The organism is Aeromonas finlandensis (assembly GCF_000764645.1).
GTDB lineage: Bacteria > Pseudomonadota > Gammaproteobacteria > Enterobacterales > Aeromonadaceae > Aeromonas > Aeromonas finlandensis.
Map to the genome: position 1 here is coordinate 52,009 of NZ_JRGK01000031.1, position 26,175 is coordinate 78,183.

Annotated in this window: 25 protein-coding genes; 9 read left to right on the top strand and 16 right to left on the bottom strand. The window is 58.4% G+C overall.

What is annotated here, in order from left to right; translation table 11 throughout:
* Positions 1-433: 433 nt before the first annotated feature.
* Genes zur through LD28_RS0103830 form a run of 3 tightly spaced genes read left to right on the top strand, consistent with a single transcriptional unit; the run spans position 434 to position 1,578 of the window.
* Positions 434-892: a zinc uptake transcriptional repressor Zur gene (gene zur / locus LD28_RS22120; protein ID WP_005335805.1), complete on the top strand. Its 459-nt coding sequence runs from the start codon at positions 434-436 to the stop codon at positions 890-892.
* On the top strand, positions 882-1,343 hold the full coding sequence (locus LD28_RS0103825; RefSeq protein ID WP_017411205.1) for a chemotaxis protein CheX: 462 nt from the start codon (positions 882-884) through the stop codon (positions 1,341-1,343). Before zur ends, LD28_RS0103825 begins: the two co-directional genes overlap by 11 nt.
* Positions 1,344-1,347: 4 nt before the next feature.
* Entirely contained in the window at positions 1,348-1,578 is a 231-nt protein-coding gene (locus LD28_RS0103830) for a hypothetical protein (protein WP_033135696.1), read from the top strand.
* Between the two features lie 87 nt (positions 1,579-1,665).
* Here LD28_RS0103830 and brnQ (LD28_RS0103835) read toward each other — a convergent pair whose 3' ends face one another.
* From brnQ (LD28_RS0103835) to LD28_RS0103845, 3 genes are all read right to left on the bottom strand, one after another.
* A complete protein-coding gene (gene brnQ, locus LD28_RS0103835; protein ID WP_081959411.1) occupies positions 1,666-2,997 on the bottom strand; it encodes a branched-chain amino acid transport system II carrier protein in 1,332 nt (443 codons plus the stop codon).
* Between the two features lie 412 nt (positions 2,998-3,409).
* On the bottom strand, positions 3,410-4,714 hold the full coding sequence (gene brnQ / locus LD28_RS0103840; RefSeq protein ID WP_033135759.1) for a branched-chain amino acid transport system II carrier protein: 1,305 nt from the start codon (positions 4,712-4,714) through the stop codon (positions 3,410-3,412).
* Between the two features lie 191 nt (positions 4,715-4,905).
* Positions 4,906-5,616, bottom strand: a complete 711-nt coding sequence (locus LD28_RS0103845; RefSeq protein ID WP_033135698.1) for a tRNA1(Val) (adenine(37)-N6)-methyltransferase — start codon at positions 5,614-5,616, stop codon at positions 4,906-4,908.
* Positions 5,617-5,734: 118 nt separating this feature from the next.
* Between LD28_RS0103845 and srmB the strand changes: the two genes are divergently transcribed.
* Positions 5,735-6,958 carry an ATP-dependent RNA helicase SrmB gene (srmB, locus tag LD28_RS0103850; protein WP_033135699.1) on the top strand — a complete coding sequence of 408 codons (1,224 nt, stop codon included), beginning with the start codon at positions 5,735-5,737 and terminating at the stop codon, positions 6,956-6,958.
* A 286-nt stretch (positions 6,959-7,244) separates the two neighbouring features.
* On the opposite strand, the gene LD28_RS0103855 is transcribed toward srmB, so the two are convergent.
* The 4 genes from LD28_RS0103855 to rnr all read right to left on the bottom strand — a co-directional run bounded on the left by LD28_RS0103855 (position 7,245) and on the right by rnr (position 11,619).
* Positions 7,245-7,700 (bottom strand): GNAT family N-acetyltransferase, encoded by a 456-nt coding sequence (locus LD28_RS0103855; protein ID WP_033135700.1) that lies wholly within the window; start codon positions 7,698-7,700, stop codon positions 7,245-7,247.
* Between the two features lie 204 nt (positions 7,701-7,904).
* Positions 7,905-8,477, bottom strand: a complete 573-nt coding sequence (locus tag LD28_RS0103860) for a Crp/Fnr family transcriptional regulator (RefSeq protein ID WP_033135701.1) — start codon at positions 8,475-8,477, stop codon at positions 7,905-7,907.
* A gap of 2 nt (positions 8,478-8,479) precedes the next feature.
* A complete protein-coding gene (rlmB, locus tag LD28_RS0103865; protein WP_033135702.1) occupies positions 8,480-9,229 on the bottom strand; it encodes a 23S rRNA (guanosine(2251)-2'-O)-methyltransferase RlmB in 750 nt (249 codons plus the stop codon).
* Entirely contained in the window at positions 9,226-11,619 is a 2,394-nt protein-coding gene (gene rnr / locus LD28_RS0103870) for a ribonuclease R (RefSeq protein WP_033135703.1), read from the bottom strand. The genes rlmB and rnr overlap by 4 nt, the downstream gene beginning before the upstream one ends.
* A 134-nt stretch (positions 11,620-11,753) precedes the next feature.
* Between rnr and LD28_RS0103875 the strand changes: the two genes are divergently transcribed.
* Positions 11,754-12,776 carry a GGDEF domain-containing protein gene (locus LD28_RS0103875; protein ID WP_033135704.1) on the top strand — a complete coding sequence of 341 codons (1,023 nt, stop codon included), beginning with the start codon at positions 11,754-11,756 and terminating at the stop codon, positions 12,774-12,776.
* Between the two features lie 125 nt (positions 12,777-12,901).
* Here the strand turns inward: LD28_RS0103875 and ompA are convergent, their stop codons facing one another.
* Both ompA and LD28_RS0103885 read right to left on the bottom strand, forming a co-directional pair.
* A complete protein-coding gene (ompA, locus tag LD28_RS0103880; RefSeq protein WP_033135705.1) occupies positions 12,902-13,945 on the bottom strand; it encodes a porin OmpA in 1,044 nt (347 codons plus the stop codon).
* A gap of 266 nt (positions 13,946-14,211) precedes the next feature.
* On the bottom strand, positions 14,212-15,237 hold the full coding sequence (locus LD28_RS0103885) for an SGNH/GDSL hydrolase family protein (RefSeq protein ID WP_033135706.1): 1,026 nt from the start codon (positions 15,235-15,237) through the stop codon (positions 14,212-14,214).
* Positions 15,238-15,491: 254 nt separating this feature from the next.
* On the opposite strand from LD28_RS0103885, the gene LD28_RS0103890 reads away from it, so the two are divergent.
* Positions 15,492-15,878, top strand: a complete 387-nt coding sequence (locus LD28_RS0103890) for a YgiW/YdeI family stress tolerance OB fold protein (RefSeq protein WP_033135707.1) — start codon at positions 15,492-15,494, stop codon at positions 15,876-15,878.
* An 85-nt stretch (positions 15,879-15,963) separates the two neighbouring features.
* Here the strand turns inward: LD28_RS0103890 and mltC are convergent, their stop codons facing one another.
* The 3 genes from mltC to mutY form a co-directional block, all read right to left on the bottom strand.
* The gene (gene mltC, locus LD28_RS0103895) at positions 15,964-17,067 is read right to left on the bottom strand and encodes a membrane-bound lytic murein transglycosylase MltC (RefSeq protein WP_033135760.1); all 1,104 of its coding nucleotides are present in this window, start codon (positions 17,065-17,067) and stop codon (positions 15,964-15,966) included.
* A 118-nt stretch (positions 17,068-17,185) separates the two neighbouring features.
* Entirely contained in the window at positions 17,186-17,458 is a 273-nt protein-coding gene (locus LD28_RS0103900) for an oxidative damage protection protein (RefSeq protein ID WP_033135708.1), read from the bottom strand.
* Between the two features lie 8 nt (positions 17,459-17,466).
* Positions 17,467-18,519: an A/G-specific adenine glycosylase gene (gene mutY / locus LD28_RS0103905; RefSeq protein ID WP_033135709.1), complete on the bottom strand. Its 1,053-nt coding sequence runs from the start codon at positions 18,517-18,519 to the stop codon at positions 17,467-17,469.
* Positions 18,520-18,756: 237 nt separating this feature from the next.
* On the opposite strand from mutY, the gene LD28_RS0103910 reads away from it, so the two are divergent.
* Positions 18,757-19,995: a multifunctional CCA addition/repair protein gene (locus LD28_RS0103910; protein ID WP_033135710.1), complete on the top strand. Its 1,239-nt coding sequence runs from the start codon at positions 18,757-18,759 to the stop codon at positions 19,993-19,995.
* 119 nt (positions 19,996-20,114) lie between these two features.
* Here the strand turns inward: LD28_RS0103910 and LD28_RS0103915 are convergent, their stop codons facing one another.
* Positions 20,115-21,713 (bottom strand): BCCT family transporter, encoded by a 1,599-nt coding sequence (locus LD28_RS0103915; RefSeq protein ID WP_033135711.1) that lies wholly within the window; start codon positions 21,711-21,713, stop codon positions 20,115-20,117.
* A gap of 9 nt (positions 21,714-21,722) precedes the next feature.
* Positions 21,723-22,250, bottom strand: a complete 528-nt coding sequence (locus LD28_RS0103920) for a hypothetical protein (RefSeq protein ID WP_033135712.1) — start codon at positions 22,248-22,250, stop codon at positions 21,723-21,725.
* Between the two features lie 163 nt (positions 22,251-22,413).
* On the opposite strand from LD28_RS0103920, the gene LD28_RS0103925 reads away from it, so the two are divergent.
* Positions 22,414-22,893 (top strand): MarR family winged helix-turn-helix transcriptional regulator, encoded by a 480-nt coding sequence (locus LD28_RS0103925; protein WP_033135713.1) that lies wholly within the window; start codon positions 22,414-22,416, stop codon positions 22,891-22,893.
* Positions 22,894-22,964: 71 nt separating this feature from the next.
* Here LD28_RS0103925 and LD28_RS0103930 read toward each other — a convergent pair whose 3' ends face one another.
* Entirely contained in the window at positions 22,965-23,546 is a 582-nt protein-coding gene (locus tag LD28_RS0103930; RefSeq protein WP_033135714.1) for a YjaG family protein, read from the bottom strand.
* 162 nt (positions 23,547-23,708) lie between these two features.
* Here LD28_RS0103930 and LD28_RS0103935 point away from each other — a divergent pair, with 162 nt between their 5' ends.
* Complete coding sequence (locus LD28_RS0103935; protein WP_033135715.1) at positions 23,709-24,653, top strand: D-2-hydroxyacid dehydrogenase; 945 nt, start codon at positions 23,709-23,711, stop codon at positions 24,651-24,653.
* A gap of 81 nt (positions 24,654-24,734) precedes the next feature.
* Here the strand turns inward: LD28_RS0103935 and mepM are convergent, their stop codons facing one another.
* Positions 24,735-26,072, bottom strand: coding sequence for a murein DD-endopeptidase MepM (gene mepM / locus LD28_RS0103940; RefSeq protein ID WP_033135716.1), 1,338 nt, complete (start codon positions 26,070-26,072; stop codon positions 24,735-24,737).
* Between the last annotated feature and the right edge of the window lie 103 nt (positions 26,073-26,175).

Here is a 26,175-nt window from a genome sequence, read left to right on the forward strand (position 1 = left end):
TACTTCATGCCAACACCAGCTTATCGCCACCATGATCTCTCCGACCGTGTGTGGGCCTTACTCGAACCTCATCTACTGGGCCAAAAGGTCGATTAGGAGGATGCGGGCTTCCAGTTTGACCCCGGCAGTCAATGAACGACGTCATCTTGCCATTAAACACCTCAGGTCATGGTGGCACCTAACATGGAGTCAGGGGTGATCGGACCACGGCATATCCACCCCATAAAAATGAAGATCACGCCTGATAAGGGTTAGAGAAAACATCTCACCACTCCCGCATGGGGCTACTCCGGCATAAAAATCATCCGGGTTGGCCAAAGAAAGGGGCAGTTCTTATCACAACGTGAAGCAGCCCCAGAAAATGAATTTTGTCACCGCGCCATGCGAGGCCCTGTGATAGTATCCGGCTAATAGAAAGGGTATCTGCGCGATCATGAATCAAGACCAACTTTTACAACGAGCCGAGCGACTCTGTATACAGCGAGGGATCCGCTTCACCCCGACCCGACGTCAGGTATTTCGCCTGCTGGCGGCACACGGCAACGCCATCAGCGCCTATGATTTGTTAGCCCAGCTGCAACAAACCGAAGCCAATGCCAAGCCGCCAACCGTCTATCGGGCACTCGATTTTTTGCTCGAACAGGGCTTTGCTCACAAGGTGGAATCTCTTAACGCGTTTATCTTCTGCTGCCACTTCGATCACGCGCACCCGATGCAGCTGCTGATCTGCGACGAGTGCGGGGATGTGGTCGAGCTTCACGATACGGCGATCGATAGCGCGTTTTCCGAGCAGGCCCACTTGCATGGTTTTACTATTACCAATAAGACGATAGAGGCACATGGCCAATGTGCTCGCTGTACGCCCACTGTAGGAAGTCATCATGAAGGCTGATTTTGTAAATCCGTTCCTGCTATCCCTGCTCAATGTACTCTCGACCATGGCACAGCTGGAACTCAAACCCGGCAAACCGAAACGCAAAATGGATGAGCTGGCGCGCGGCGACGTCTCCGGCCTGATCGGCATGGTCGGCCCACAGACCCGTGGTTCCCTCTCCATCAGCTTCGAGAAGGGGCTGGCGCTGGAGATCATGCGCCGCATGCTGGGGGAAGCCCCTGCTTCCATCAACGAAGAGGTAACCGACATGGTCGGTGAAATCACCAACATGGTGACTGGTGGTGCCAAGCGGATGCTGGGTGAGAAAGGTTACGAGTTTGACATGGCAACCCCCATCATCGTCTCCGGCCCCAACCACACCATCACCCACCGTGCCGATGGCACCAAGATCATGATGCCGTTCGAATCAGATTACGGTCGCGCTACCATCGAAATCTGCTTCGAGTAACCCTATGTGGAAAGCATTGAAATGGATTTTCATCTGCTGGGCCCTGCTGTTGATCCTGTCGGATATTCAGATCAGCACCTCAATCTACAAGTACGAGGGTAACCGGGTCCTCATCAACTTCCCTCGCTGGGAAGCCAAACAGCCCTGGGGCACCTTCGAGTGGCATGCCGGGCGGGTAGAAACCCACTGGTACGGTCTGGATGGCAAACCCAGGCAGGAAGGGCCGCAAATCTGACCCGTCAGAGCGTTCAAAAAAGTCAGCGCACCAGAAACAGAAGAGGCCAGCAGATGCTGGCCTCTTTGCTATTCCGTTGACTCGGGATCAGGCCGCTTCTGCTGCCATCTCGGTCGGACGCACCACCATGCCGACGACGCAGGCCAGCAGGGTCGGCATCAGCCAGGCGAGCCCCTTGTCAAACAGCGGCAAGAAGGCGAATGCATCCATCTTCATACCGGCAGCCCCCAGACCATCGAGGCAACCGAACAGGAAGGCCACCACCAGCACGGCACGGAACACCAGACGAGGACGCCCGAAGTAACCCTTCAGGAAGGTGACCAGTACCAGCGCCACGGCAACCGGATAGATGGCCACCAGCACCGGAATGGAGAGGCTGATCAACTGGCTCAGACCGACGTTAGCCACCACTGCACAGAGCCCCCCCAGCAGCAGCACCCAGTTGCGATAGGCCCAACCAGTCAGACCGTGGAAGTAGTCTGCGCCCGCACAGAGCAATCCGACCGCACTGGTAAAACAGGCCAGGGTGATGATGGCAGCCAGAATGAACTGCCCCGGTTGACCAAACAGGCTCAGGACGTAGGCATTGACGATGGCGCCGCCATTGCTGATATCGCTCGCCACCCCACCGGCGCTGTTGCCCAACTGAAAGAGCGAGACATAAACCGCCGACAATCCGACCGCCGAGATCAAGCCCGCAATGGTGAGGTATTTGAACTGGCTGCGATAATCCTCGATCCCCTTCTGGCGCAGCAAACCGATGATCAGGGCGCCAAACATCAGGGAGGCCAGAGTATCCATGGTGTTGTACCCCTCCAGCATCCCCTTGGTGAGCGGCGCAATAATGTACTCGCCGCTGGCTTCAGGCATGGTGCCCTGCGGCGCCATAAAGACCCCGACCGCCAGAATGATCAGCATCGCCATCAGCGCCGGCGTCAGGTACTTGCCGACCGCATCAAGCAGCTTGCCGCGATCGAGCGCCACCAGGATCACCAGTGCAAAGAAACTCAGGGTATAGATCAGCAACCCCGCATGACCGGCATCGCCGAGCCAGGGTTTGAGCCCCATCTCGTAGGCGACCAGACCGGTGCGGGGAATGGCGAAGGCGGGCCCCATGATGATGTAGATGGCGATGGCCAGCGTCGTCGCCGCCCCGGCGGGCAGATAACGGGTCATCCCGGTCCAGCCACTCGCGCCGCCCCCCGAACTCCCCTTGGCCACCGCAATCAGGGTGATCAGTGGCAAGCCCACCGCCGTCAGCAAAAAGCCGCACATGGCGGCCAACAGATGCTCACCGGCCATAAAACCGGCCAGCGGCGGAAAAATGATATTGCCTGCCCCCAGATAGAAGGCGAACGTCATAAACCCCAATCCGAATACGTCGGACAACTTCAATGATTTCGTCAAACTCAACCTCATCTGCCTTATCAGCTTGTTATTGATTGCACCCACTGCCTGGCAGATAACCGGTAACAATACCTCTCGCTCCCACACGGCCCGCTGGCCGGATGAAGAGCACCACCTTTAGGATAAAGAAGAGGAGTCAGATCTCAATCACCAATTAATATCTTGAAACAATTTACCCATGCGGAATTAATCACCGAATGGCTCGGCTATCCAGAAGCAGGTGTCGCATGTAGCGTGCGCGATGAAAGGTGAGAACGGGCAGCTGAAGGGTGGAACGGGCGAAAGCGGCAAGATACGGCTGGTCTGATGCTATCTCTGCATACAGTGACAATTACGGCAGTGCAAACCGGGGTGAAAAGCGAGGCACACAGAAACAAAAGAGCCTGCACGGGGCAGGCTCTTGGCAACATCACATCGGGCGTGATCAGGCAGCTTCGGCGGCCATCTCGGCCGGACGTACCACCATGCCTACTACGCAGGCCAGCAGGGTCGGCATCAGCCAGGCGAGGCCCTTGTCAAACAGCGGCAGGAAGGCAAACGCATCCATCTTCATACCGGCCGCACCCAGACCATCCAGGCAACCGAACAGGAAGGCAACCACCAGCACGGCACGGAACGCCAGACGGGGACGGCCGAAGTAACCCTTCAGGAAGGTGACCAGCACCAGCGCCACGGCAACCGGATAGATGGCAACCAGCACCGGAATGGAGAGGCTGATCAACTGGCTCAGGCCCACGTTGGCAACCACGGCGCAGATGACGCCCAACACCACCACCAGCTTCTTGTAACTCATGCCAGTGAGATTGTGGAAGAAGTCGGAACAGGCGGAGATCAGACCCACAGCGGTGGTGAAGCACGCCAGGGTGATGATGGCGGCCAGAATGAACTGACCCGGCTGACCAAACAGGCTCAGTACGTAGGCGTTGACGATGGCGCCACCGTTGCTGACATCCGTCGCCACACCGGCAGCGGTGTTACCCAGACGGAACAGAGAAACGTACACCACGCACAGACCAATGGCAGAGATGAGACCGGCAATGGCCAGATATTTGAACTGGCTCTTGTAGTCGTTGATGCCTTTCTTGCGCAGCAGATCGACAATCAGGGCGCCAAACATCAGGGACGCCAGGGTGTCCATGGTGTTATAGCCTTCCAGGATCCCTTTCACGAAGGGGCTGTTTTGATAGTCACCGGACGCATCAGGCATGGTGCCCTGCGGCGCCACGAATACCCCGACCGCCAGAGTCAGCAGCAGCAGCATCAGTACCGGCGTCAGGTATTTGCCGATGGCGTCCATCAGCTTGCCCTGGTTCATGGAGACCAGCATGGCGATACCGAAGAAGATCACGGTATAGACCGCCAGACCCGCCTGACCCATATCACCGATAAACGGCTTGAGGCCCATCTCATAGGCAACCAGACCGGTACGGGGAGCCGCAAAGGCCGGGCCGATGATGATATAGATGGCAACCGCCAGCGCAGTCGCCACACCGGCAGGCAGCAGTTTGGTCATGCCAGCCCAGCCGTTACCGGCCTTGGCGACGGCAATGATGGTGATGAGCGGCAGGCCCACGGCAGTCACCAGGAAGCCCAACATCGCCAGGGAGAGGTGCTCACCGGCCATGTAACCGGCCAACGGCGGGAAAATGATATTACCGGCGCCCAGATAGAAGGCGAAGGTCATAAACCCTAATCCGAGTACGTCGGACAATGTGAGTGATTTCGTCAAGTTCAACCTCGTCTGTCTTGTAAATTATTGCTTGTTATAGTTTTTATCGGTCGCTGACCGGGTGTATTCAGGGGGGATAAAAAAAGAGCCCCGCGTATTTTTTCATCGCGACCAGTGGTTTTGGCTGGTCTGGAGCGGGCGCTCAATCTGGAACCAGCATAATGGCGCGAAAAAATAGTTCAAGACGAAATTTACATCTTCAAATAGAAGGGGTTGGTCAGATGGATATATCTGTTGGAATAGCCTCCTTCAGCAGAATGGATCACAATCTCCCCCCTCTCACACCTGCTTAATCCTCTGCCAAGTAGCAATAAAACACGATTTGCCGCTTTCCCCTCTCTGGTGATAACAGCTGTATAACAAATGCCATGCAGATCATAATTCGCCGAGATGCATAAAATTTCATCTGCCATCGCCGTCGGCAGCACCAGCGCCACCTGCCCCGCTGGAGTCAGCAAACGATTGCAGGCCGCCAGTAGCGCGTGACTGTCGAGGGCACCGGTATGACGCGCCAGCGCCCGCGCCGGATCGCTAAATGACTGGCCTGCCACAAAATAGGGGGGATTGGAGACGATGAGGTCGTAGGGGGCGGCCTGATAATCCTGAATAGCGCTCTCTATGATGGTCACCCGATCGGCCCAGGGGGAGGCCGCGGCATTCTCCCGCGCCTGACTGGCCGCATTCATATCCAGCTCGACCCCATCAAGACGGCAGTCAGATCGGCTGCGCTGGGCCAGCATCAGGGCGATCAGGCCGCTGCCGGTGCCGATATCGAGCACCCGACGCGCCGGTTCGACCGGCGCCCAGGCGCCGAGCAGAATGCCGTCGGTGCCCACCTTCATGGCGCAGCGATCGTGATTGATATGGAACTGTTTGAAGGTAAATCCGCGACTACGTCCCATCTGGCCCCCGTCATCTGAAAAAATGGTTGGCGATTATAGCGGCTAAGGCACACTCGCCATAGGAGCCGACGAGATAATCGCCTATAATCTGCCGTTTCCTTAATGACCGAGTATTGCCATGAGCCAGTCCTTTGATGATTTCGACCTGCACCCCGCCCTCAACCGGGCCTTGGCCGAGATGGGATTCACCCGCCCCACCACCATCCAGCAGATGGTGCTGGAGCCAGCCCTGGACGGCCGCGATATTCTGGCATCCGCTCCAACCGGTACCGGCAAGACGGCCTCCTTCCTGCTGCCGGCACTCCAGCACCTGCTGGACTTCCCGCGCCGCAAGCCGGGCCCCTGCCGCATGCTGATCCTGACCCCGACCCGCGAGCTGGCGCTGCAGGTGACCGCCCACGCCAAGGCGCTGGCGGCCCATACCAACCTCAGCATCGAGACCATCATCGGCGGCGTCAGCCATGAAGAGCAGCTGCCTGCCCTGACCAAAACCACCGACATCGTAGTGGCCACCCCGGGTCGTCTGCTCGAGTACATCGAGAAAGAGGAGTTCGAGAGCCACGACATCGAAGTGCTGGTGCTGGATGAAGCGGACCGCATGCTGGACATGGGCTTTATCAAGGATGTGAACCGCATCGTGGCCGAGGCGCGCTACCGCAAGCACACCATGCTCTTCTCCGCCACGCTGGAAGGGGCAGGCCTTGAGAAGTTTGCCAACGAGATCCTCAACGATCCGGTCGAGCTGCACGCCGAGCCGCCCCGCAGCGAACGTCGCCCGATCACCCAGTGGGTGCATCTGGCCGATGATGCCGCCCACAAGCTGGCCCTGCTGATCCATATCCTGAAAGATCCGGAAACCCAGAAAGCCATCGTCTTCGTCAAGACCCGCGAGCGTCTGGCGGAGCTCTCCGGCCAACTGCAGGCTGCCGGGATCTCCTGCGCCTGGATCCGCGGCGAGATGGAGCAGAGCAAGCGCGTCGAGTCGATCCGCAAGTTCCACGAAGGTGAAGTCCCCTTCCTGATCGCCACCGACGTCGCCGCCCGTGGTATCGACCTGCCCAATGTCAGCCATGTCATCAACTATGACATGCCCTACGGCACCGACGTTTACGTCCACCGTATCGGTCGTACCGGTCGTGCAGGCAACCGTGGCTGCGCCATCAGCCTGGTAGAAGCCCATGACATGGCGATGGTTGCCAAGATCGAACGCTACACCGAAGAGCGCCTCAAGCGCCGGGTGATCGACGCCCTGCGTCCCAAGCACAAGGAAGCGCGGGTGCCGGTGAAGAAGAAAAAGCCGGTCGACAAGAAGAAGTCCGCCAAGAAGAAAAAGAAGAAGTGATCGCTGAGTGATAAAGAGAAGGGCCATCCCACGGGATGGCCCTTCTGCATTCTGTGCATCTGGCAAATCGGAGTAGTGTCGCCCCGGGCTCGCTACAGCCGTTACAGGGTCTGTTTCAGCCAGAACGGCTCACTATAAATTTAATTTATGGATTTTGGCTAAATGCCCTAACCAAAACTTATAGTGAACCCAATCCGGTCATCTGAGCATGAATTTGCCCGTCAGACGCCCTGCCGGGCCATCGCCCGATCTCGCGGTGAATTACGCCAGATAGGCTGCCGGTCTGTCAGGCTACCGCCTTGCGCATCCCGATATGGGGGATATCGTCCTCGACATATCCCTCCCCTTCGGCCACGAAGCCGTGCTGGCCGTAGAAGCCTTGCAGGTGAGCCTGAGCACCGAGCCAGATGCTGTGGGTCGGCCAGCGCGCCTCGCACGCCTTGACCGCCTCGCCAATCAGCTGGTGACCGAGACCACCGCCGCGCGCCTTGGGTGAGGTCACTACCCGGCCGATGGCGGCGCCGCTCTCGTCGCCGATGCCGGGCGCCATGATCCGCGCATAGGCGGCCAGCAGTTCGCCCTGATAACCGAGCAGGTGCCAGACCCCCTCGCGGCGATCGAGCCCGTCCAGATCCTGGAAGGGGCAGGTCTGCTCCACCACGAACACCTCGGCCCGCAGTGCCAGCAACTCATACAACTCGTCAGTGGTCAGTTCAGACCAGGGTTTCAGGATCCAGTTCATCGGCGACTCCTTATCAATTCGGCCTGCCAGCATAATCGTGGCGCCAGCGCCCTGCATTAACCTTTGTTAAGTTCTTTCAGTCGCTTGTGAATATGGCTCTGGCTGGGGATACGGCTTGCTGTCGGGGTAGAGAGAGGGTGAGAAGTGGGAGTCCAGCGGCAGAACCCACCTCTTTTCGCGAAATCGGGCGGTAAAGAGAGGGCGTTAGCCCTCGCCAAGCGCTTTCAACCGCTTGCGAATGCGGCTCAGACTGATGGGAGTGATACCGAGATAGGCGGCGATCTGGTGGTCGGGCACTCTGGCATCGAGCGCGGGAAAGCTGTCGAGGAAGTGCTGATAGCGGGCCTGCGGGCTGCCGGTCAGCAGCAACTGCTCCTTCTCCTCCTTGATGCGCAGCTGCACCTCCAGCAGGTGCTGGTACCAGCGCGGCCAACCGGGCAACTGGCGCAAGTCGGCCAGCTGGAACAGCTGCAGACGGCAGGGCTCCAGCGCCTCCACACTGTAGCGGGCTGGCTCGCCACTGAGCAGGTGGTGAAAGTCGAGAAACTCGTCCCCCTCCCAGTAGAACTCCTTGATGTACTCGCGGCCATCCTCCAGCACCAGCTTGGCCCGCAGCAGCCCCTGATCCACCCTGACCAGCAGATCAGGGCTGTCACCAGCGTGCCAGAGGCAGCTTTTCGGGCTGAGGGTCAGCGGGCGGGCAAAAGAGAGGAGGCGCGCGGCCTCCTCTTTATCTGCGACCTGCGCCCAATCGAAGGGGGGTCTGTCAGTCAGCATGGTTAAACGCGGCGCTGACGCACGGCTTCAAACAGGCAGACGCCGGTCGCCACCGAGACGTTGAGGCTGGATACTGCCCCCGCCATCGGGATGCTCACCAGCTCGTCGCAGTGCTCGCGGGTCAGACGGCGCATCCCCTTGCCCTCGGCGCCCATCACCAGCGCCATCGGGCCGGTCAGCTTGGCCTGATAGAGGTCGTGATCCGCCTCGCCAGCGGTGCCAACCAGCCAGACACCACGCTCCTGCAACTCGCGCAGGCTGCGGGCCAGGTTGGTGACCTGAATGAGCGGCACCACTTCGGCCGCGCCACAGGCAACCTTGCGCACGATGGGGGTCAGGCCGGTGGCCTTGTCCCGCGGCACGATGACCGCATGGACCCCCGCCGCATCGGCGCTGCGCAGGCAGGCGCCGAGGTTGTGCGGGTCAGTCACCCCGTCCAGCACCAGCAGGAAGGGCTGCGCCTTCTGCTCCTGCAGGCTATCGAGCAGGCTGGCCAGATCGTGCTCGGCCAGCTTGGGCGCTTCGATCACCTTGGCTATGATGCCCTGGTGATTGTTGCCTTCCGCTTTGTCATCAAGGGTCTTGCGGTTCACGCTCTGCACCTTGAGACCGAGGGATTCCAGCTCGGCCAACAGGGGTTGCAGCCGGTCGTCATCCCGCCCCTTGAGGGCCCACACTTCGATGAAACGCTCCGGGTTGCGCTCAAGCAGCGCGGATACAGCGTGAATGCCGTAGATCAGTTCAGTACTCATTTAGTGCTCTTGGCCTTATCACGAGCCTTTTTGCTCGGTCGTCTGTTGCTCGGTTTGGCGCGGCCACCCTTGTCGGATTTGCCGATATCCTTGCCCTCTTTACGTTTTTCGTGGCGCTGGGCGCTCTTGGCCTTCTCTTTCTTGATCTCGGCCTGCTTGCGCGCCATCTCTTTGGCGTTCTTGCCGGTGGCCTTGAGCGGCTCTTCGACCATCACGAAGTCGATCTTGCGATCGTCCAGGTTCACGCCCATCACCTTGACCCGCACCTTGTCACCCAGACGGTAGCGACGGCGGAAGTTCTCGCCGATCAGCTGCATGTGCAGGGGATCAAACTGGTAGTAGTCGTTGGTGAGGGTGCTGACGTGCACCAGACCATCGATGTGGATCTCGGCCAGCCGGACGAAGAAGCCAAAGCCGGTGACGCTGGCGATGACGCCGTCGAACTCGTCACCCACGTGATCCAGCATGTACTCGCACTTGAGCCAGTCGGCCACGTCGCGGGTCGCATCGTCGGCACGGCGCTCGGTCATGGAGCAGTGCTCACCCATCGGGTCCACTTCTTCCAGCTGGTAGTGATAACCACCGCTCGGAGTCCACTTGTTGCGCAGGTTGCCCTGTTGCTCCTTGGCCGTCTGATACTTGATGGCTCGGTGCAGGATGAGGTCAGGGTAGCGACGGATTGGCGAAGTGAAGTGCGCGTAGGACTTCAACGCCAGACCGAAGTGACCGATGTTGTCGGCCTGATAGATGGCCTGACGCATGGAGCGCAGCAGCATGGTAGAGAGCAGCTCTGCATCCGGGCGCCCTTCAAACTTGGCGGCCAGCTCGGCAAAGTCTTTCGGCTCGGGCTCGAGGCCACCTTTGAGCTCCAGACCCAGTTCGGCCAGGAAGTCACGGAAACCGGTCAGACGCTCTTCGCCCGGACGGTCGTGCACCCGGAACAGGGCGGAGGCTTCGTTCTTCTCGATATAACGGGCCGCGGCCACGTTCGCCTGGATCATGCACTCTTCGATGATCTTGTGGGCATCGTTGCGCACCAGCGGCACGATCTGGTCGATCTTGCGCTGGGCGTTGAAGATGAAACGGGTCTCTTCGCTCTCGAACTCCACCGCACCGCGCTGATGACGGGCATGTTTGAGCGCCTTGTAGAGGTTGTTGAGCTCTTCGATGTGGCCGACCAGCGGATCATATTGCTGACGCAGCTTGGGCTCGCCATCGAGGATCGCGGCAACCTTGCTGTAGGTCATCCGCGCGTGGGAGTTCATCACCGCTTCGTAGAACTTGTAACCGGACATGCGGCCAGCGGCGGAGATGGTCATCTCGCACACCATGCAGAGACGGTCAACTTGCGGGTTCAGGGAACACAGGCCGTTGGAGAGTACCTCCGGCAGCATGGGCACCACGAACTCGGGGAAGTAGACAGAGTTGCCGCGCTGGTACGCTTCGGCATCCAGCGCCGTGCCGGGCTTAACGTAAGCGGAGACGTCCGCAATCGCGACCCACAGACGCCAGCCGCCACCGCGCTTGGCTTCACAGAAGACGGCGTCATCGAAGTCACGGGCATCTTCCCCGTCGATGGTGACCAGCGGCAGGGCGCGCAGGTCGATGCGGCCCTCTTTGGCCTTCTCCGGCACCTGTTCGCCGAGACCGGCAACCTCTTTGGTCACCTCTTCCGGCCAGGTGTGCGGGATACCATGGGTACGCAGGGCAATTTCGATCTCCATGCCCGGCGCCATGTTCTCGCCCAGCACTTCCAGTACGGTACCTACGGCATTGATGCGGGAGGTGGCGCGCTGATTGATGCGTACAACCACGACCTGGCTCTGGCGAGCCCCTTTGTTCTCCCCTTCCGGGATGATGATGTCCTGGCCGATACGGCTGTCATCCGGCACCACGAAACCAACGCCATTCTCGACGAAGTAACGGCCGACAATGTCTGCCTCACGGGACTTGAGCAGGCGCACCAGACGCGCTTCCTGACGACCCTTGCGGTCGATCTCGGTCGGTTGCACTAGCACGTAATCGCCATGCATCAGGCGTTGCATCTCTCGGTTGTTCAGATACAGATCCGGACCACCACCTTCCGGACGCAGAAAACCGAAGCCATCCTTGTGGCCGATTACATAACCTTTGACCAGATTCAGGCGATCCGGCAGGGCATAACATTGGTTGCGAGTGAATACCAGTTGTCCATCACGCTCCATGGCGCGCAGACGACGACGCAAGGCTTCCAACGGCTCTTCATCTTTCAGCTTGAGGACCTTGGCCAACTCTTCACGAGACATGGGCTTTTCGTGGCCCTTGATGAGTTCCAGGATCAACTCGCGACTGGCGATGGGGTTATCGTATTTTTCGGCCTCGCGTTCGAGGAAAGGATCTTTTTGAGACATAAGCAGGCCTTAGGGTAGGTGGTAACGGTGCCATTATATCGGAGGGGGGGGCGAATGGCATCCATCGGCTGCCTTTTGGCCAATCTCTCTGTCATACTATCTTCAGTTCGCTGGCATGATGAGACACAGAACTCATGAGTAAGGACACTTTTGCCCAATCGGCCGCCTATCTCAAACAGGCGGTACCCTTGATGATCAAGTACCAGATCCCCACAACGCCGGACAATTACCACCTATGGTACAACTATGTCGCGGCGAGCATGCCCGAACTTAACCAAGCGATCGATCAGGCCGTCAAACTGCAAGGAACCTGCTCGCTCACCACCTGCGAACGGATCTATCACCAATATCTTGCCGCTCAGGATGAGAAGCAGATGGAAGCGATGAAGCTCAATCTTGCAGCCATGGCCAACGAACTGGGCCACTCCATGCAAGATGCCATCTCCGATACCGGCATGTTTCAGGAGATGCTCGACAAGAGTTTTGACAAGCTCAGCCGCATCGATGACGAAGGCTTCAGCCTGGAAGACACCATGGGGATCCTGCGGGATCTGGTACGCGAATCGCGGGATGTACGGATGTCCACCATGCACTTTCGCAACCAGCTCAGCAATGCCGAGAAAGAGATCAAGGAGCTGCGGGCTGCGCTCAACGAGACCCGCAAGCTGGCCAACGAAGATGCCCTCACCAGCCTGCTCAACCGCCGTGCCTTCGATCTGGAGCTGGAAGGGCTAATCCGCAGCCATCACCCCTTCTCGCTGATCCTCGCCGACATCGACCGCTTCAAGAATTTCAACGACGAGTATGGCCACCTGCTCGGCGATCAGGTGCTGCGCGCCTTCAGCAAGCGGCTGCGCGATGCCTGCAAGGAGGGGGTCACTGCCTATCGGCTGGGTGGGGAAGAGTTCGCCATGCTGATCCCCCATCGCACTCTGGCACTGGCCAGACAGATGGCAGAAAGCATGCGTCGCGCCATCGAGCGGATGTCGATTCTGGATCGCAAATCTGGCCGCCGTATTGACCACATCACCGCCTCGTTTGGCGTGGGTGAATATAACGGTCAAGAGAGTGGCGACTGCCTGGTCGAGCGCACCGACAAACTGCTCTACAAGGCCAAGGAGCTCGGTCGTAATCGGGTCATGCCGCTGCCGTCCTGATCCCCCCCCTGAATGCCTTGCCCAGCGCAACGAAAAGGCCAGTCAGATAATCTGACTGGCCTTTTTGCATTTCACAACCAACGAGGCGGCCTTGTCACCGCCCCGCAAGGGGCTGGATCAGCAGATTATTGCTGAGCCTCGGCAACCCCTTCCACCTTCACTTCAACGCGACGATCCGGAGCCAGGCAGACGATCAGCTCACGTTTGGACTTGCTGACGCAGCTGTCGCCAGTGACGGGTGAGGATTTGCCACGACCTTCCACATTGATCTTGGCAGCCGGGATCCCTTTGCCAACCAGATAGTTGGCAACAGTCTGGGCACGCTGCTCGGAAAGTTTCTGGTTGTAGGCGGCAGAGCCGATGCGGTCAGTGTGACCAATCACGGTCGCTACGCCGTCCTTCGGTCGTGCAGCCTCAATCTGGCTATAGAGACTATCCAGTGCCTGACTGGCCTGCGGCTTGAGGGTCGCCTTGTTGAAGTCGAACAGCACATCGGAGCTCAGGGTAAACTGTTTTTCCACCATCACCGGCTCGGGAGCAGGTGCGGGGGCTGGTGCAGGCACCGCAACAACCGGAGCAACCTGACCGAAGCGATAGACGGCAGCCAGCGAGAGCAGGCCATTATCCATGCGCAAACCAGTATCATCACGGCTGCCATAAGGTGTGGAGTACTGATACTCGAGGCGAGCAGCCCAGTCGAGGTTGAACGCATACTCTGCACCGAGAGCCCCGACTACGACAAAGCGGCTGTCATCCTTGTAGACATCGCTCTTGGTATCAGCCCAACCATAGCCGCCACCAACACGGCCATAGAGATCCAGGCTGTCAGTCACCGGGAAACCCAGCTTCAGGGTCAGTTGTGCCAGCTGTGCGGTCACTTCATCACTGAATGCAGCACCACTCTTCACCGCATCGTATTTATATTTGCCCAGATAGTCGTAACCCAGCTCCACTCCCAGATTCTTGTTGATCTGATAGCCACCGAACACGCCAGCCCCCAAGGCATCATTGGTCTCATTGCCAAGAGTCAGGGCGTTGCTTTCATCAATGCCGTAGAAGTTGGACCAACCCAGTTTGGCACCGCCATACCAGGTGTTATCTTGACCGGCAGCCTGGGCATTGGCCGCGAGCAAACCGGTAACCAGCAAGGTAATCAATGATTTATTCATGTCTGAGCCTCTGCAACTTTATGTAGGAGGAGGTTGATTGATATCACCTCGTCTTATAGGCGCAACCACCCAAAAGCGATCGCTGCATATAAACGTTAGCCTATTTTCAAGTCACTGATATCAATTAACAAAAAACACTCTAACGCAACCACGTTACAAAAACAGCAACAAACGTTGGTTATTTGAACTAAATGTGACGCAAAAAGACGCATCGATGGGAGAGCTGGCGGGAAACAAGGGCCAGCAGAACGCTGGCCCAAGAAGTATCAATGACGGATGAACTCGTAGTTTTGTTCGATAAAATCAGCCACGCGCTGGCTCAATGCCTTGTGCACGGTTGTGGTGGGATGAACCTGATCCCAGAACATGTGGTTATCACAATTGGCCGCCATCGCCACTCGCATCAACTGAGGACTGACAACCGCCTGAGCCAGGATCGGGCTGCTGGCAATGGCCAGCTGCTCCGGTATCGTCAGCGCAGCCGCTTTCGGCACCTTGGCAGCAAAAGGCGTCCACAGGTAACCCCCCTCATAACAGGCGTGATCAATGTCGTACAACCCGAATCGCAGCGGCTCGCGCACCATCTCGTCAAACTGCTTGTCCACCTCGAACAGCTTCACGATGCCGAGCGGAGCCAGCTCCCGAGTGAGATTGAGCATCCGCTCGTTGTGGTAATGGGCGATGTGACTGACCTTGTCCGCAACATTCTGGCTACGGGCGGAAGGACTTCTGCCCAGATCGGGCATGTTGAACAACAGGATCTGCTGCGCACCGTTGAGCACCAGCCGGTTGGATGCCAACCTGATGGTATCGATCACCCGATCCGCATCCTGTTCTTTGTTCCAGCCATAGGCCAGATAGTCATTGGCACCGACCCAGATCACCACCAGATCATCAGGGCGGAACTTGTCCTTTTTCAGGAACTGATCGATCTCGTAGTCGAGGTTGTTGATCACCTGATATTTGGGATCCCAGGACCAGAAACCGAGCCAGCCGTTCAGGGCGCCCAGATGGTTATAGGCCACCGCCGTTGCACCGCCTTCAGCCTCGTTGGCCAGCTTAAGCCCCGGGAAATGCTCTTGTTGCAACACTTCCAGCCAGATCGGCCCATTGCTGAAACGCCCTTCGGAGTAAGGCGGGCTTGAAGGGAGATACCCCCTCATCTTTTTGTACATTTTTCCGGTATCGGAGAGGCTGTCACCAAACATCACGATCCGGGAAAAAGCCGGACGCTCGACCGCCTGGGCGGTCAACGCCATCAACCCCAATAAACAAACAAGCCATTTTTTCATATTGTTATTCTCATCTATGAAGCAGGTGATACCTGCGGACTTCCCCTCGAATAGCGGCAATCACGGGAAGAGTTTGCCGCCACTGACTTCTGGTGAAAACGACAGATTACCGAGCCTGGTGTAATCACACATGCTTCGTTCCTGATGAAATCGTTTGCGCTCACAAAATAGACAGTTATATATGGTCATTTCTTTCACGCTTGTTTCACGCGCCCCCCTGCACAATGCCCTCATACCAACGACAGGAGTATGAAATGAACAAAGTAAGCGCAAGCGTAATCGGACTGTTGACCCTGATGTCTGTCTCTTCTTTCGCCATGGCGGCCTATACCGGTCCGCAAGAGCAGAACAAAGTCTCGGTAGCACAACTGAAAGATCTGGCCGATGACAGCTGGGCGACTCTGGAAGGCAAGCTGGTCAAACATCTGGGTGGTGAAAACTATCTGTTCCGCGATACCAGCGGCGAAGTGGAAGTCGAGGTGGATCAAGATGTGTGGCGCGGTACCGAAGTGGGCCCGAATGACCTAATCCGCATTCGCGGTGAAGTGGACCACAGCTGGAATAAAACCGAAGTCGAAGTGAAAACCCTGGAAAAAGTAGGCGCGGCCCCGCAGACCAAGGGCGGCTTTATCGCTAAATAAGGCCACTTCCGACACAAACCGGCCAGACGTAAAAAGGGCGCTTGATATCAAGCGCCCTTTTGCATGGTTAACGTTCAGTCACCGCTTAACCTGCCCGGCTGGCAAAGGTTCGTTTAAACCCCTTCTCGGCCTGATTGACCTTGTAGAGGTAACGACGGGCCTCCGCCTTGGGATGCTGCTCGGTCAGTACCTGATAGACAGCCTCCGGGGAGAGCTGGTTGATCATGCCGGGCGCCGCCTTGCGATCGCTGGAGAAGGTATTGAGCACCCCACCGGCACCGCCGTTGTAGGCGGAGATCACCGCATAGCGACGAGAACGGGGATCCTCGATATCTGCCAGATAGACGGTCTGCAGCAGGTGCAGATAGGCGGTGCCGACATCGATGTTGTAGGCAGGATTGAAGAGATCTTCCCGGGTCGGCTGACCGTTCCTGCCCTTGACCCGCACATAGACGTCACGCCCTGCCGTCGCCGGAATGACTTGCATCAGACCGTAGGCGTTGGCATGACTCACTGCATAGGGGTTGAAGCTGCTCTCGGTCTTGATCACTGCGTAGATCAGGCTCTCCGACACCCCGTACTTGCGAGAGGCTTCCCGGATAATTCCCGCATACTTGTAGCCCCGCCGATCTTCATGGTTGGCCACCATGGCAATATCGACGAAGAAGATGGTACGAATACCGAGGGTACGCTTCTTCATCGCGGTGTTGAGCAGGTAATCGGCATAACGCTCGGCGCGCCAGGATGCACGAATAGGCTGGCGCTGATTATCGAGCACCTGACCGTAGAGGAAGGGCTCGCCGCCAGTAAGAATTTCCCGATCGGAGTAAAGATCCACCTCGGCCGGGTCGTCTGGTGTTAGCAAGGTCTCGATGATGGCGCGACGCAGGTGAGCGCGCGGGTCAACGCCGGAGACCGTCTCCACCATGATATGGCCATTGGAGAAGTCGATGTGGGCCCGGCTCTTGTACTGATCCGTGTATTTCACGTAGTCAAACTTGCCCGCAAACAGCGCCTCTCGCCCCCATATCTCGTTCACATTATGGGAGAGCGCGCTGATCATATGTTCAAAACCGCGGATGTCCTTGCCGTTGACCAGATCGTCATCCTCACTCCCGCTGGGCTTGGGGGAGGATGAGCAGGCGGAGAGAAACAGCAGGGTGCACAGCAGCCAAAAAATTCGGCCCATAGGATCCTCAAACCGGGCAGCCGGGCTGCCCATCATTCATTTGCAGCGACTTAAGGAGCGGTATCACCATCTATGACACCATGCCCGCTCCTGTTCACACGTACAACCGCCGGAGAGCTTACTGGCTGGGAGGGGTGTAGCCGTCTATCTGCACTTCACCTGCATCAAACAGGTAGCTGACCATCTCTTTTTCCAGCAGTTGGCGATGCTCGAGATTCATCATATTGAGCTTTTTCTCGTTGATCAGCATCACCTGCTTCTTCTGCCACTCGGCCCAGGCTTCCTTGCTGATGTTGTCAAAAATCCGCTTGCCGAGCTCACCGGGATAGAGTTGAAAATCCAGACCCGGGCCCTCTTTTTTCAGGCGTTGGCAAAATACAGTACGGCTCATGTTGACCTCTATGGTTGTAACTCTGGATAGGCAAGCAGGCGGGCAGTGGCGGCCGCCAACCCCACCTCGGCAGGATGGCGTAAGTTATACCAGAGTCGGTTATCTGCTTCCATGAGCCGCAGCGGTTGCGCCCCGTCAATATCAATCAGCAACGGCTGAATATCGAGATGGAAGTGGCTGAATGTATGGCGAAAACCGGCCAGCTCTCGATAGCCGTGGTGCGCTAGCCCCAGATTTGCCAGCAGACCCTCCACCTCCGCCAGCGAGGCCACCTGCGGGAAGCAGTAGAGCCCGCCCCAGATCCCCTGTGGCGGCCGCTTCTCCAGCAACAGCTCGTCACCGTGGCGGATCAGCAGCATGATGCCGTCCCGTGCCGGAATGCTCTTCTTCGGCTTGCTGTTGGGGTAAGCCGTCGGGTTGCCTTGCGACAGCCCCTGGCAATCGGCTCGCACCGGACAGCGCTCACAGGCAGGCTTGCTGCGGGTGCAGATAGTGGCCCCGATATCCATCATCGCTTGGTTATATTGCGCCACGCCCAGCTTGGGGGTCAGCCGGATGGCGATCTCCCACAGCTCGTTCTCCACCTGTTTCTGGCCGGGCCAGCCCGGCAGCGCCAGCCAGCGGGTGAGCACCCGCTTCACATTGCCATCAAGAATGGCGTGGGGCTGACCCAGAGAGAGCGACAGCACGGCACCGGCGGTAGAGCGGCCAATCCCCGGCAGCGCCATCACCTCATCAAAGCGCTCGGGAAAGAGGCCGTGGTGGTGATCGCGGATCTGCTGGGCCGCCTTGTGCAGGTTGCGGGCCCGGGCATAGTAACCAAGCCCGGTCCAGTGGTGCAGCACCTCGTCGACGGGGGCATCGGCCAGCGCCACCACATCGGGGAAGCGCGCCATAAAACGCTGGTAATAGGGGATCACGGTGGCGACCTGGGTCTGCTGCAGCATGATCTCCGAGACCCAGACCCGGTAAGGAGTCTTCTCCTGCTGCCAGGGCAGGGTTTTGCGGCCATGAAGCGCATACCACTCCAGAACCCGGCTTGCGAAGGTTGATTGATTCACGTTGTTCTCATGTCGTTGATATAAGGGGAACTCTGCGGTTCCTTCGGCTCATCTGGCCAGCGCGGGCATAACGTCATCCCGCAGCACAGCGCCAGCTGTCTGGTGCGGCAGCGTACGGCCTCGTCACGCCCAAGTCAAAGCCGCGCTGACTGGCGCTGCGGGCTAGCCGTGGTCAGGCAGCAAAGCGGTAACAAAGACGATATACTCGGCCCCACGATTGATGATGGGAGAGACGGTTTGCAGACTTATCTGGTTGGGGGGGCAGTGCGGGATCGCCTGCTGGGATTGCCGCAGGGCGACAGGGATCATCTGGTGGTCGGCGCCACCGTGGAGCAGATGCTGGCGCTGGGTTTTACCCAGGTCGGTCGCGACTTCCCGGTCTTCCTCCACCCCAAAACCCAGCAGGAGTATGCCCTCGCCCGCACCGAACGCAAACAGGGTCAGGGCTACACCGGCTTTGTCTGCCATGCCGCCCCCGATGTGACGCTGGAACAGGATCTGCTGCGCCGGGATCTCACCATCAACGCCATCGCCGAGGATGATCAGGGCCAGCTCCATGATCCCTACGGCGGCATTGAGGATTTGCAAAAACGGCTGCTGCGCCACGTCTCCCCCGCCTTTGCCGAAGACCCGTTGCGCATCCTGCGGGTCGCCCGCTTCGCCGCCCGCTTCCACACCCAAGGCTTTGCCATCGCGCCACAAACCCTCGCCCTGATGAGCGAGATGACGGCAGCCGGCGAGCTGGCCCACCTTACTCCGGAGCGGGTCTGGAAGGAGCTGGAAAAAGTGCTGCTGGGGCCGACCCCGCAGATCTTCTTCGAGGTGTTGCGCCAGTGTGGCGCCCTCAAGGCGCTCTTCCCCGAAATCGATGCCCTGTTCGGCGTCCCCGCCCCGGCCAAGTGGCACCCGGAGATCGACACCGGCATCCACACCCTGATGGTGCTGGAGCAGGCGTGCCGGATCTCCCCAGAACTGACCGTCCGCTTTGCCGCCCTCTGCCACGATCTTGGCAAGGGGATCACCCCCAAGGAGTTCTGGCCAAGCCATCATGGTCACGGCCAGAAGGGGCTGCCACTCATTCGCGCCCTGTGCGAGCGGTTCCGGGTACCCAACGAGTGCCGGGATCTGGCGCTGCTGGTGAGCGATCTGCACACCCACATCCACATCGCCTTTGAGCTCAAGCCCGCCACCCTGCTCAAGGTGTTCGACAAGGCAGATGCCTGGCGCCGCCCTGAGCGCTTTGCCCAGCTGCTGGATGCCTGCCGCGCCGATTTCCACGGCCGTACCGGTTTCGAGGAGCGGGTCTACGCCGAGCCGGACTATGTGGCTGAAGCGCTGGCTGCTGCCCAGGCGGTGCCGGTAAAAGAGATAGTGGCCGCCGGTTACAAGGGAGAAGAGATCAAGGAGCAGCTGGCCAGGAAACGGACTGATGCCATCAGCCGGGTCAAGGATGAGTGGACCTTTATCGAAGAATAAGTTTGGCCCCATAACAGACGGCCGCCCTGATGATGAGCTCCGCAGGGAGAGCATCGCCAGGGCGGCCGTTTTGCATCCTGGTTTACCTAGGAAGGGGTGCTAGCCCCCTGCTGATGCCGTTATGCCGGACCAATTCGCTCCATCAGGCTCATATGAGATGAGCCATCGTGGCGCTTGAGGTTCTGGCGATACTCGAACTGGCGCTGGCTCTCCTGCTTGAGCCCCAGCATCAGCGAATAGCACATCGCCAGCATGATCACCGAGAAGGGCAGCGCCGCTATGATGCTGGCTGCCTGCAAGGCCGCCAGGCCACCTGAGACTAGCAAGATAGCGGCAACCAGCCCCTGTCCCAGACCCCAGATGGCGCGGTGCAACACCGGCGGCTCCTGGTCACCGATGGAGAGCAGGGTCGTGATGACCAGCGTGCCCGAGTCACTGGAGGTGATGAAGTAGGTACAAATGAGCAGAGTCAGCACCCCTTTGGCGATCCAGCCGAAGGTCTCCCAGTGCAGCAGATCCACCGTCTTGTAGAGCGCCAGCGTCACATCCTGATTGACCGCAGCCACCACGCCGCCGCCACCAAACAGCTCCAGATTCATCGCCGTGCCGCCAAACACGGTGAGCCAGAACATGCCAAGCAGTGAAGGCACCAGTAGCACACCAAGCACGAACTCGCGGATGGTTCGCCCCTTGGAGATGCGGGCGATAAACATGCCGACAAACGGCGCCCAGGCAATCCACCAGCCCCAGTAAAACGCCGTCCAACTCGACTGCCAGGCCGAAGTGCCATTGGCCTCGGTGTTGGTCCAGAAGCTCAGTTTGACGATGTTCTGCAGGTAATCACCGATGTTCTGCACATAGGCGTTGAGGATATAGGTGGTCGGCCCCAGCACCAGAAAGAGCGCGAGCACGAAGACGCTCAGCCAGATATTGAGCTCGGAGAGGATCTTCACCCCGCGCCCGACCCCGGAGACCGCCGACAGGGTGGCGATCAGGCTGATGCCACCAATCAGCCAGAGCTGGTTGGACTGCGATACGTCCATGCCAAACATCTGGCTGAGACCAGTATTCATCTGGGAGACACCCAGACCGAGGGAGGTCGCCACCCCGAACACAGTGCCAAACACCGCCAGCACATCGGCCGCATGGCCCCAAAAGCCGTAGATCCGCTCGCCGAGGATGGGGTAAAGCACAGAGCGAATAGCCAGCGGCAACTTGCGGCGATAACTGAAGAAGGCCAGCGACAGGCCAACGATGACATAGATGGCCCAGGGGTGCAGACCCCAATGGAAGAAGGTGAGACGCATGGCGATCTGGGCCGCTTCCGGGGTCATCCCTTTGGTAATGAACGGATTGCCCTGCAGATGGTTCATCGGCTCGGCGATGCTCCAGAACACCAGACCAATACCCATGCCCGCGCTAAAGAGCATGGAAAACCAGGCGAAGTAGCCGAACTCCGGTACCTGGTCGTCGTCACCCAGCCGGATGCTGCCAAAGCGGCTGAACATCAGGTAGACAGCGAAGAACAGGAACAGGGCGACCACCAGAATGTAGTACCACTTGAACCCGGCAATGATCTGATCCTTGGCACCGACAAACCAGGCGGCCGCGGTATCGGGAACAAATACGCCAAACAGCAAAAACAGGGTGATCACGGTGAGGGCCGTCATGGCCATGGTGGGGTTGAGGCCTTTCAATAGCCCTTTGCTTGCTCGCATCCAGCCTCCTTAGTCGTTGTTGAAAAACTCTTCGCCTACGTGATCACCGGCACCGCCGATGGCGCGATAGACCAGTTTTCCGGCCGCCTGTTCGCGGTGATCCACCAGCGAAACCGAGGGCTGGCCGTTCACTGCATGGCGCTTGCCAAGGAAGATGGCCATCGGCACTCCCACATTGGATACACCGCTGGTGATCCAGAGCCGGTTGAAATCGTAAGAGCCGCCGATGAACTCCAGCTGGGCCAGGCCGGTATCGAGGCCGGTCAGATAGAAGTTCATGGCACTTTCGTCAGGAAAGAGGTGCACCAGCACATAGGCGTAGCGCAATTCATTCACCAACTCCTTTAGGTTGAAAGTACCTGTCTCACTGCAAGAGAGGGGCAGCTCACCATCATAGTGGTGCACCTTGAGGGTGTTGGGGTCCTCTTCGTAGGCGGGCTGATAGCGCACGAAAGCCGAGGTATCCGGCAGTTCATAGCGCACTCTGACCATACGTAACTCGGCCACCAGAGACTTGATATCCAGCTCGTCGTTCATCATTTCGCTCCTCAAATGTCAGGGTGAACTCCGTGAAATGCCCGACAACCTAACACAAAATTAATTAGAGCAGAAATGATTACAACAAAAACCATATTGACCTTGTGAGGAATTAGGCGGAAAATTTTGCGCCTCTCCATAGCACTCCAATGACGCACACCCCATGGAAAAACATGATGAAGTGCTGGTCGCTCTGCGCCAGATTATTCGTGCCATCGACATGCACTCCAGGCGCTTGATCAAAGAGGCCGGGCTCACCTCCCCGCAACTCTTGTTGCTCAAAGGGATCGACGAGCTGGGACAGATCTCCATGCGCCAACTGGCCGATCACACCAACATGAGCCAGGCCACCGCCACCACCATCATGGACCGATTGGAGAGCCGCCAGCTGGTACAGCGCATTCGCAGCAATACCGACAAACGCAAGGTTCACGCGACACTCACCGACGCAGGCCGCGCCCTGCTGGCCCAGGCCCCCACCCCGCTGCAAGAGCGCTTCATTCAGCGTTTTCAGGCGCTGGAAGCGTGGGAACAGACCCTGCTGCTCTCCTCCCTGCAGCGCATCTCCTCCATGATGAATGCCGACGAAATCGACGCCGCCCCGGTGCTGAGCGTCAGACCCCTCACCGAAGAGCAGGCATAAGCTGCTGAACAATTTCAGGCATAAAAAAAGCTCCCGAATGGGAGCTTTTGTCTATCAGGAGCCAGAGAGGATTACTCTTCCAGGCTGATCCCGATATTGGAGACGCCATCCTGGGAGGCGAATGCTCTGATAGCCAGGATACGATCGCTGTCGCGTTCATGGGCAACCCGCTTGAGCAGTTCGACCTGGAACTCCAGCTCGGCTTCCATGTACTCGTGCTCGTAGAGCTCCTCTTCGGTCAGATCCCGCTCTTCCAGCAGTTCGATAAAACCGGCCACGGTACCGACTGACGCATGGCTGGCATCGTTGGCTTCTTCGCCAACCCGGCAGATCACCGAGTTGTAGGCGCAGCCCAGCGCAACGCAGGCATCCAGCGCGGGATAGGCGCCGTAGGATTCAAACTTGCGGGGATCCGGAATGTGAGACTCGAACTCTTCGAGAATGGCACCCAGATTGACCCGGGATCCCTTGACGGTGAGGTAGACCCACATCTGATCCAGCGCATGCCGGAAAGCGCCAGCATTGCCAAAGCCGGAGGCCTGGCTGAACAGGGCATAGTTGGGGTACATGCGCTCTGCCAGCGCCAGGGTGTAGACGGTCTGTTGCCAAGGCTGTAGCTCGGCCAGTCGCTTATAAAACTTGTCACCAAACACTGGAGTCGGATCCTTTGCAAAATGTGGGGCAGATTGTAGCCCACGAGGGGCGTGGCGAAAACGAAAAAGCGCCCTGGTCGGCTATGTTGCGATATGAAGTCAGGTAAGATGGGTCGAGAGCGGCATCTTGTTGCGCCGCAAATTCTGATAAGGAACAAGAGTATGAGCCAACGTACCCTTCTTTTGCTCAGCCAGGATAATGCTCACTACGAACGGCTGCTCAAGGCCGCCAACCTCCCCCATCTGCGCATTCTGCGGGCCGATAATCCGGGCGATGCCGAAAAACTGATTGGCGAAGCCCATATTCTGATGGCCGAACCGGCCCGCGCCAAACCGCTGCTGCCCAAAGCCAACAAGCTGAGCTGGTTCCAGTCCACCTATGCGGGAGTCGATGTGCTGCTCGACCCTGACAGTCGCCGCGACTATCAGCTCACCAATGTGCGCGGCATCTTCGGCCCGCTGATGAGCGAGTACGTCTTTGGTCATCTGCTCAGCCTGATGCGTCAAATTCCCCTTTATCGGGAGCAGCAGAAACAGCGGCTGTGGCAGAGTCACCCCTATCAGGGCCTCAAGGGGCGCACCATGCTGATCCTGGGGACCGGCAGCATTGGCCAGCATATCGCCCACACCGGCAAACATTTTGGCATGAAGGTGCTGGGCATCAGCCGCAGCGGTCGGGAGCGGGCCGGGTTTGATCAGGTTTATCAGCTGCCAGCGCTCAACAAGATGCTGGCGCAAGCCGATGTCATCGTCAGCGTGCTGCCAGCCACCCGCGATACCCGTCATCTGTTCAATGCCGCGCGCTTCGAATATTGCAAACCGGGCGCCATCCTGTTCAACGTTGGCCGCGGCAGCGCCGTTCACTCAGGCGATCTGCTCACTGCGCTGCGTACCGGCAAGCTGGCGATGGCGGTGCTGGATGTGTTCGAGCAGGAGCCGCTGCCCGCTGACAGTCCGCTGTGGGGACAACCCAACCTCATCGTCACCCCCCACAACAGCGCCTACAGCTTTCCAGAGGATGTGGCCCAGATCTTTGTGCGCAACTACATCCGCTTTATCGATGGTCAGCCACTGGATGGCAAAATCGACTTCGACAAGGGCTACTGACTCTCATTGCGCACATTGCGCATGCAAAAAGGCCCCGCCAATCTGGCGGGGCCTTTTCATTTCAGGCAGTGACGACAGGTATCAACCTGCGGCCAGCTCCTTGCGGTAGCTCTTCACCTTGGCCAGGAACTGACGACGCTCCTTGCCGCTCAGCGGTTCAGCCATCGGCAACTTGGCGGTCATGGCATTGACCGGGCGGTTGTTGATCCGCAGCTCGTAGTGCAGGTGGGCACCGGTCGAGCGACCGGTGTTGCCGGAGAGGCCAATCTTGTCGCCCATCTTGACCCGCTGGCCCGGCTTGACCAGCAGCTTGCTCAGGTGCAGATAGCGGGTCGCCAGGGTGCGGCCATGTTTGATAACCACATAGGTGCCTGCCAACGGGTGGCTGGTCGCCTTCTGGACGACACCATCACCGGTCGCCAACACCGGCGTGCCGATAGGCAGAGCAAAGTCGGTCCCCTCGTGGGGGCGAATGGCGCCGGTCACCGGATGCTTGCGCGCGGGGTTGAAATTGGAGCTGATCCGGTAGCGACTGTGGGTCGGATAACGACGGAAACCACGCTCCAGACTGTTACCCTGACCGTCATAGTAGTTGCCGTCCTCAGAGAGCCAGGCCGAGACAGTTTTGCCCTGACTGGTCACTTCAACCCCCAGCAGCTGACTGTTGCCGGTGCTCTTGCCCTCGACCGTCTCCTGACGCACCAGTACCTCGAACTTGTCACCCTTCTGCAGGTCCTGGGCAAAATTCATCCGCCACTGGAACAGGTTGGCAATTTTCTGGATGTGAGTGGCCGGAATGCCAGCATTGCGGGCGCTGACATAGAAACTGCCATTGATCACCCCGTTGTAACGCTGTGGCTGCCACTCCACCTTCTCGTTAATCATCGAGGAGGTATAGGCATCATCACTGCGTGCCATCACCAAGGTCTGTTTGATGTTCAAGCGGATCTTTAGCTGTTGCAGGATGTTGTCCTGATCGATCAACAGCTCGATGTTCTGTCCCGGCTTGAGACTCGCCAGATAGTTCTTGTTGTCCGCATCCAGCACCTTGTAGAGGGTGGTAGTTGATAGCCCCAGATTGTTGAAAATAGCGGTCAGGTTTTCGCCATTGCGAACCCGATAATCCTGCCACTGCGGGGTGCTATCAACCGGAATGTCATCCTCGGTGGCACTTTGGTCGACCAGTTCATGGTCGGGGATTTCGTTAAAATCGGTGTTGTTTTCGTTGGTTGCGGTACCGGCGGTATCGATGGGCAACTCAAGACGCAGCGGCCGCTCCAGGATGTCACCCGGAGCTGGCAATAATGCCACTGCTGACAGGGTCATGGCCGTCAGCATCAGCATGGCGTAGAAGTGTTTGCGGGGAACCGGTGGTTCCCAATTGGTAGCCTGTACTACCAAGGGACGGAGACGTTTCATCCGCTATCCTGTATTTAGCTCTAAAGAATGTAAGTTGCGATGTCAGTTGTGACAAAAGCGTATAAGACTGTTTTTTGGACAAACAAAGTTACAAATAGTTCAT

Excerpts from the sequence above, each read along its gene's own strand:
- zur (WP_005335805.1), top strand. The coding sequence starts at position 434 with ATGAATCAAGACCAACTTTTACAACGAGCCGAGCGACTCTGTATACAG.
- LD28_RS0103825 (WP_017411205.1), top strand. The coding sequence starts at position 882 with ATGAAGGCTGATTTTGTAAATCCGTTCCTGCTATCCCTGCTCAATGTA.
- LD28_RS0103830 (WP_033135696.1), top strand. The coding sequence starts at position 1,348 with ATGTGGAAAGCATTGAAATGGATTTTCATCTGCTGGGCCCTGCTGTTG.
- brnQ (WP_081959411.1), bottom strand. The coding sequence starts at position 2,997 with ATGAGGTTGAGTTTGACGAAATCATTGAAGTTGTCCGACGTATTCGGA.
- LD28_RS0103845 (WP_033135698.1), bottom strand. The coding sequence starts at position 5,616 with ATGGGACGTAGTCGCGGATTTACCTTCAAACAGTTCCATATCAATCAC.
- srmB (WP_033135699.1), top strand. The coding sequence starts at position 5,735 with ATGAGCCAGTCCTTTGATGATTTCGACCTGCACCCCGCCCTCAACCGG.
- LD28_RS0103855 (WP_033135700.1), bottom strand. The coding sequence starts at position 7,700 with ATGAACTGGATCCTGAAACCCTGGTCTGAACTGACCACTGACGAGTTG.
- LD28_RS0103860 (WP_033135701.1), bottom strand. The coding sequence starts at position 8,477 with ATGCTGACTGACAGACCCCCCTTCGATTGGGCGCAGGTCGCAGATAAA.
- rlmB (WP_033135702.1), bottom strand. The coding sequence starts at position 9,229 with ATGAGTACTGAACTGATCTACGGCATTCACGCTGTATCCGCGCTGCTT.
- rnr (WP_033135703.1), bottom strand. The coding sequence starts at position 11,619 with ATGTCTCAAAAAGATCCTTTCCTCGAACGCGAGGCCGAAAAATACGAT.
- LD28_RS0103875 (WP_033135704.1), top strand. The coding sequence starts at position 11,754 with ATGAGTAAGGACACTTTTGCCCAATCGGCCGCCTATCTCAAACAGGCG.
- ompA (WP_033135705.1), bottom strand. The coding sequence starts at position 13,945 with ATGAATAAATCATTGATTACCTTGCTGGTTACCGGTTTGCTCGCGGCC.
- LD28_RS0103885 (WP_033135706.1), bottom strand. The coding sequence starts at position 15,237 with ATGAAAAAATGGCTTGTTTGTTTATTGGGGTTGATGGCGTTGACCGCC.
- LD28_RS0103890 (WP_033135707.1), top strand. The coding sequence starts at position 15,492 with ATGAACAAAGTAAGCGCAAGCGTAATCGGACTGTTGACCCTGATGTCT.
- mltC (WP_033135760.1), bottom strand. The coding sequence starts at position 17,067 with ATGGGCCGAATTTTTTGGCTGCTGTGCACCCTGCTGTTTCTCTCCGCC.
- LD28_RS0103900 (WP_033135708.1), bottom strand. The coding sequence starts at position 17,458 with ATGAGCCGTACTGTATTTTGCCAACGCCTGAAAAAAGAGGGCCCGGGT.
- LD28_RS0103915 (WP_033135711.1), bottom strand. The coding sequence starts at position 21,713 with ATGCGAGCAAGCAAAGGGCTATTGAAAGGCCTCAACCCCACCATGGCC.
- LD28_RS0103920 (WP_033135712.1), bottom strand. The coding sequence starts at position 22,250 with ATGAACGACGAGCTGGATATCAAGTCTCTGGTGGCCGAGTTACGTATG.
- LD28_RS0103925 (WP_033135713.1), top strand. The coding sequence starts at position 22,414 with ATGGAAAAACATGATGAAGTGCTGGTCGCTCTGCGCCAGATTATTCGT.
- LD28_RS0103935 (WP_033135715.1), top strand. The coding sequence starts at position 23,709 with ATGAGCCAACGTACCCTTCTTTTGCTCAGCCAGGATAATGCTCACTAC.
- mepM (WP_033135716.1), bottom strand. The coding sequence starts at position 26,072 with ATGAAACGTCTCCGTCCCTTGGTAGTACAGGCTACCAATTGGGAACCA.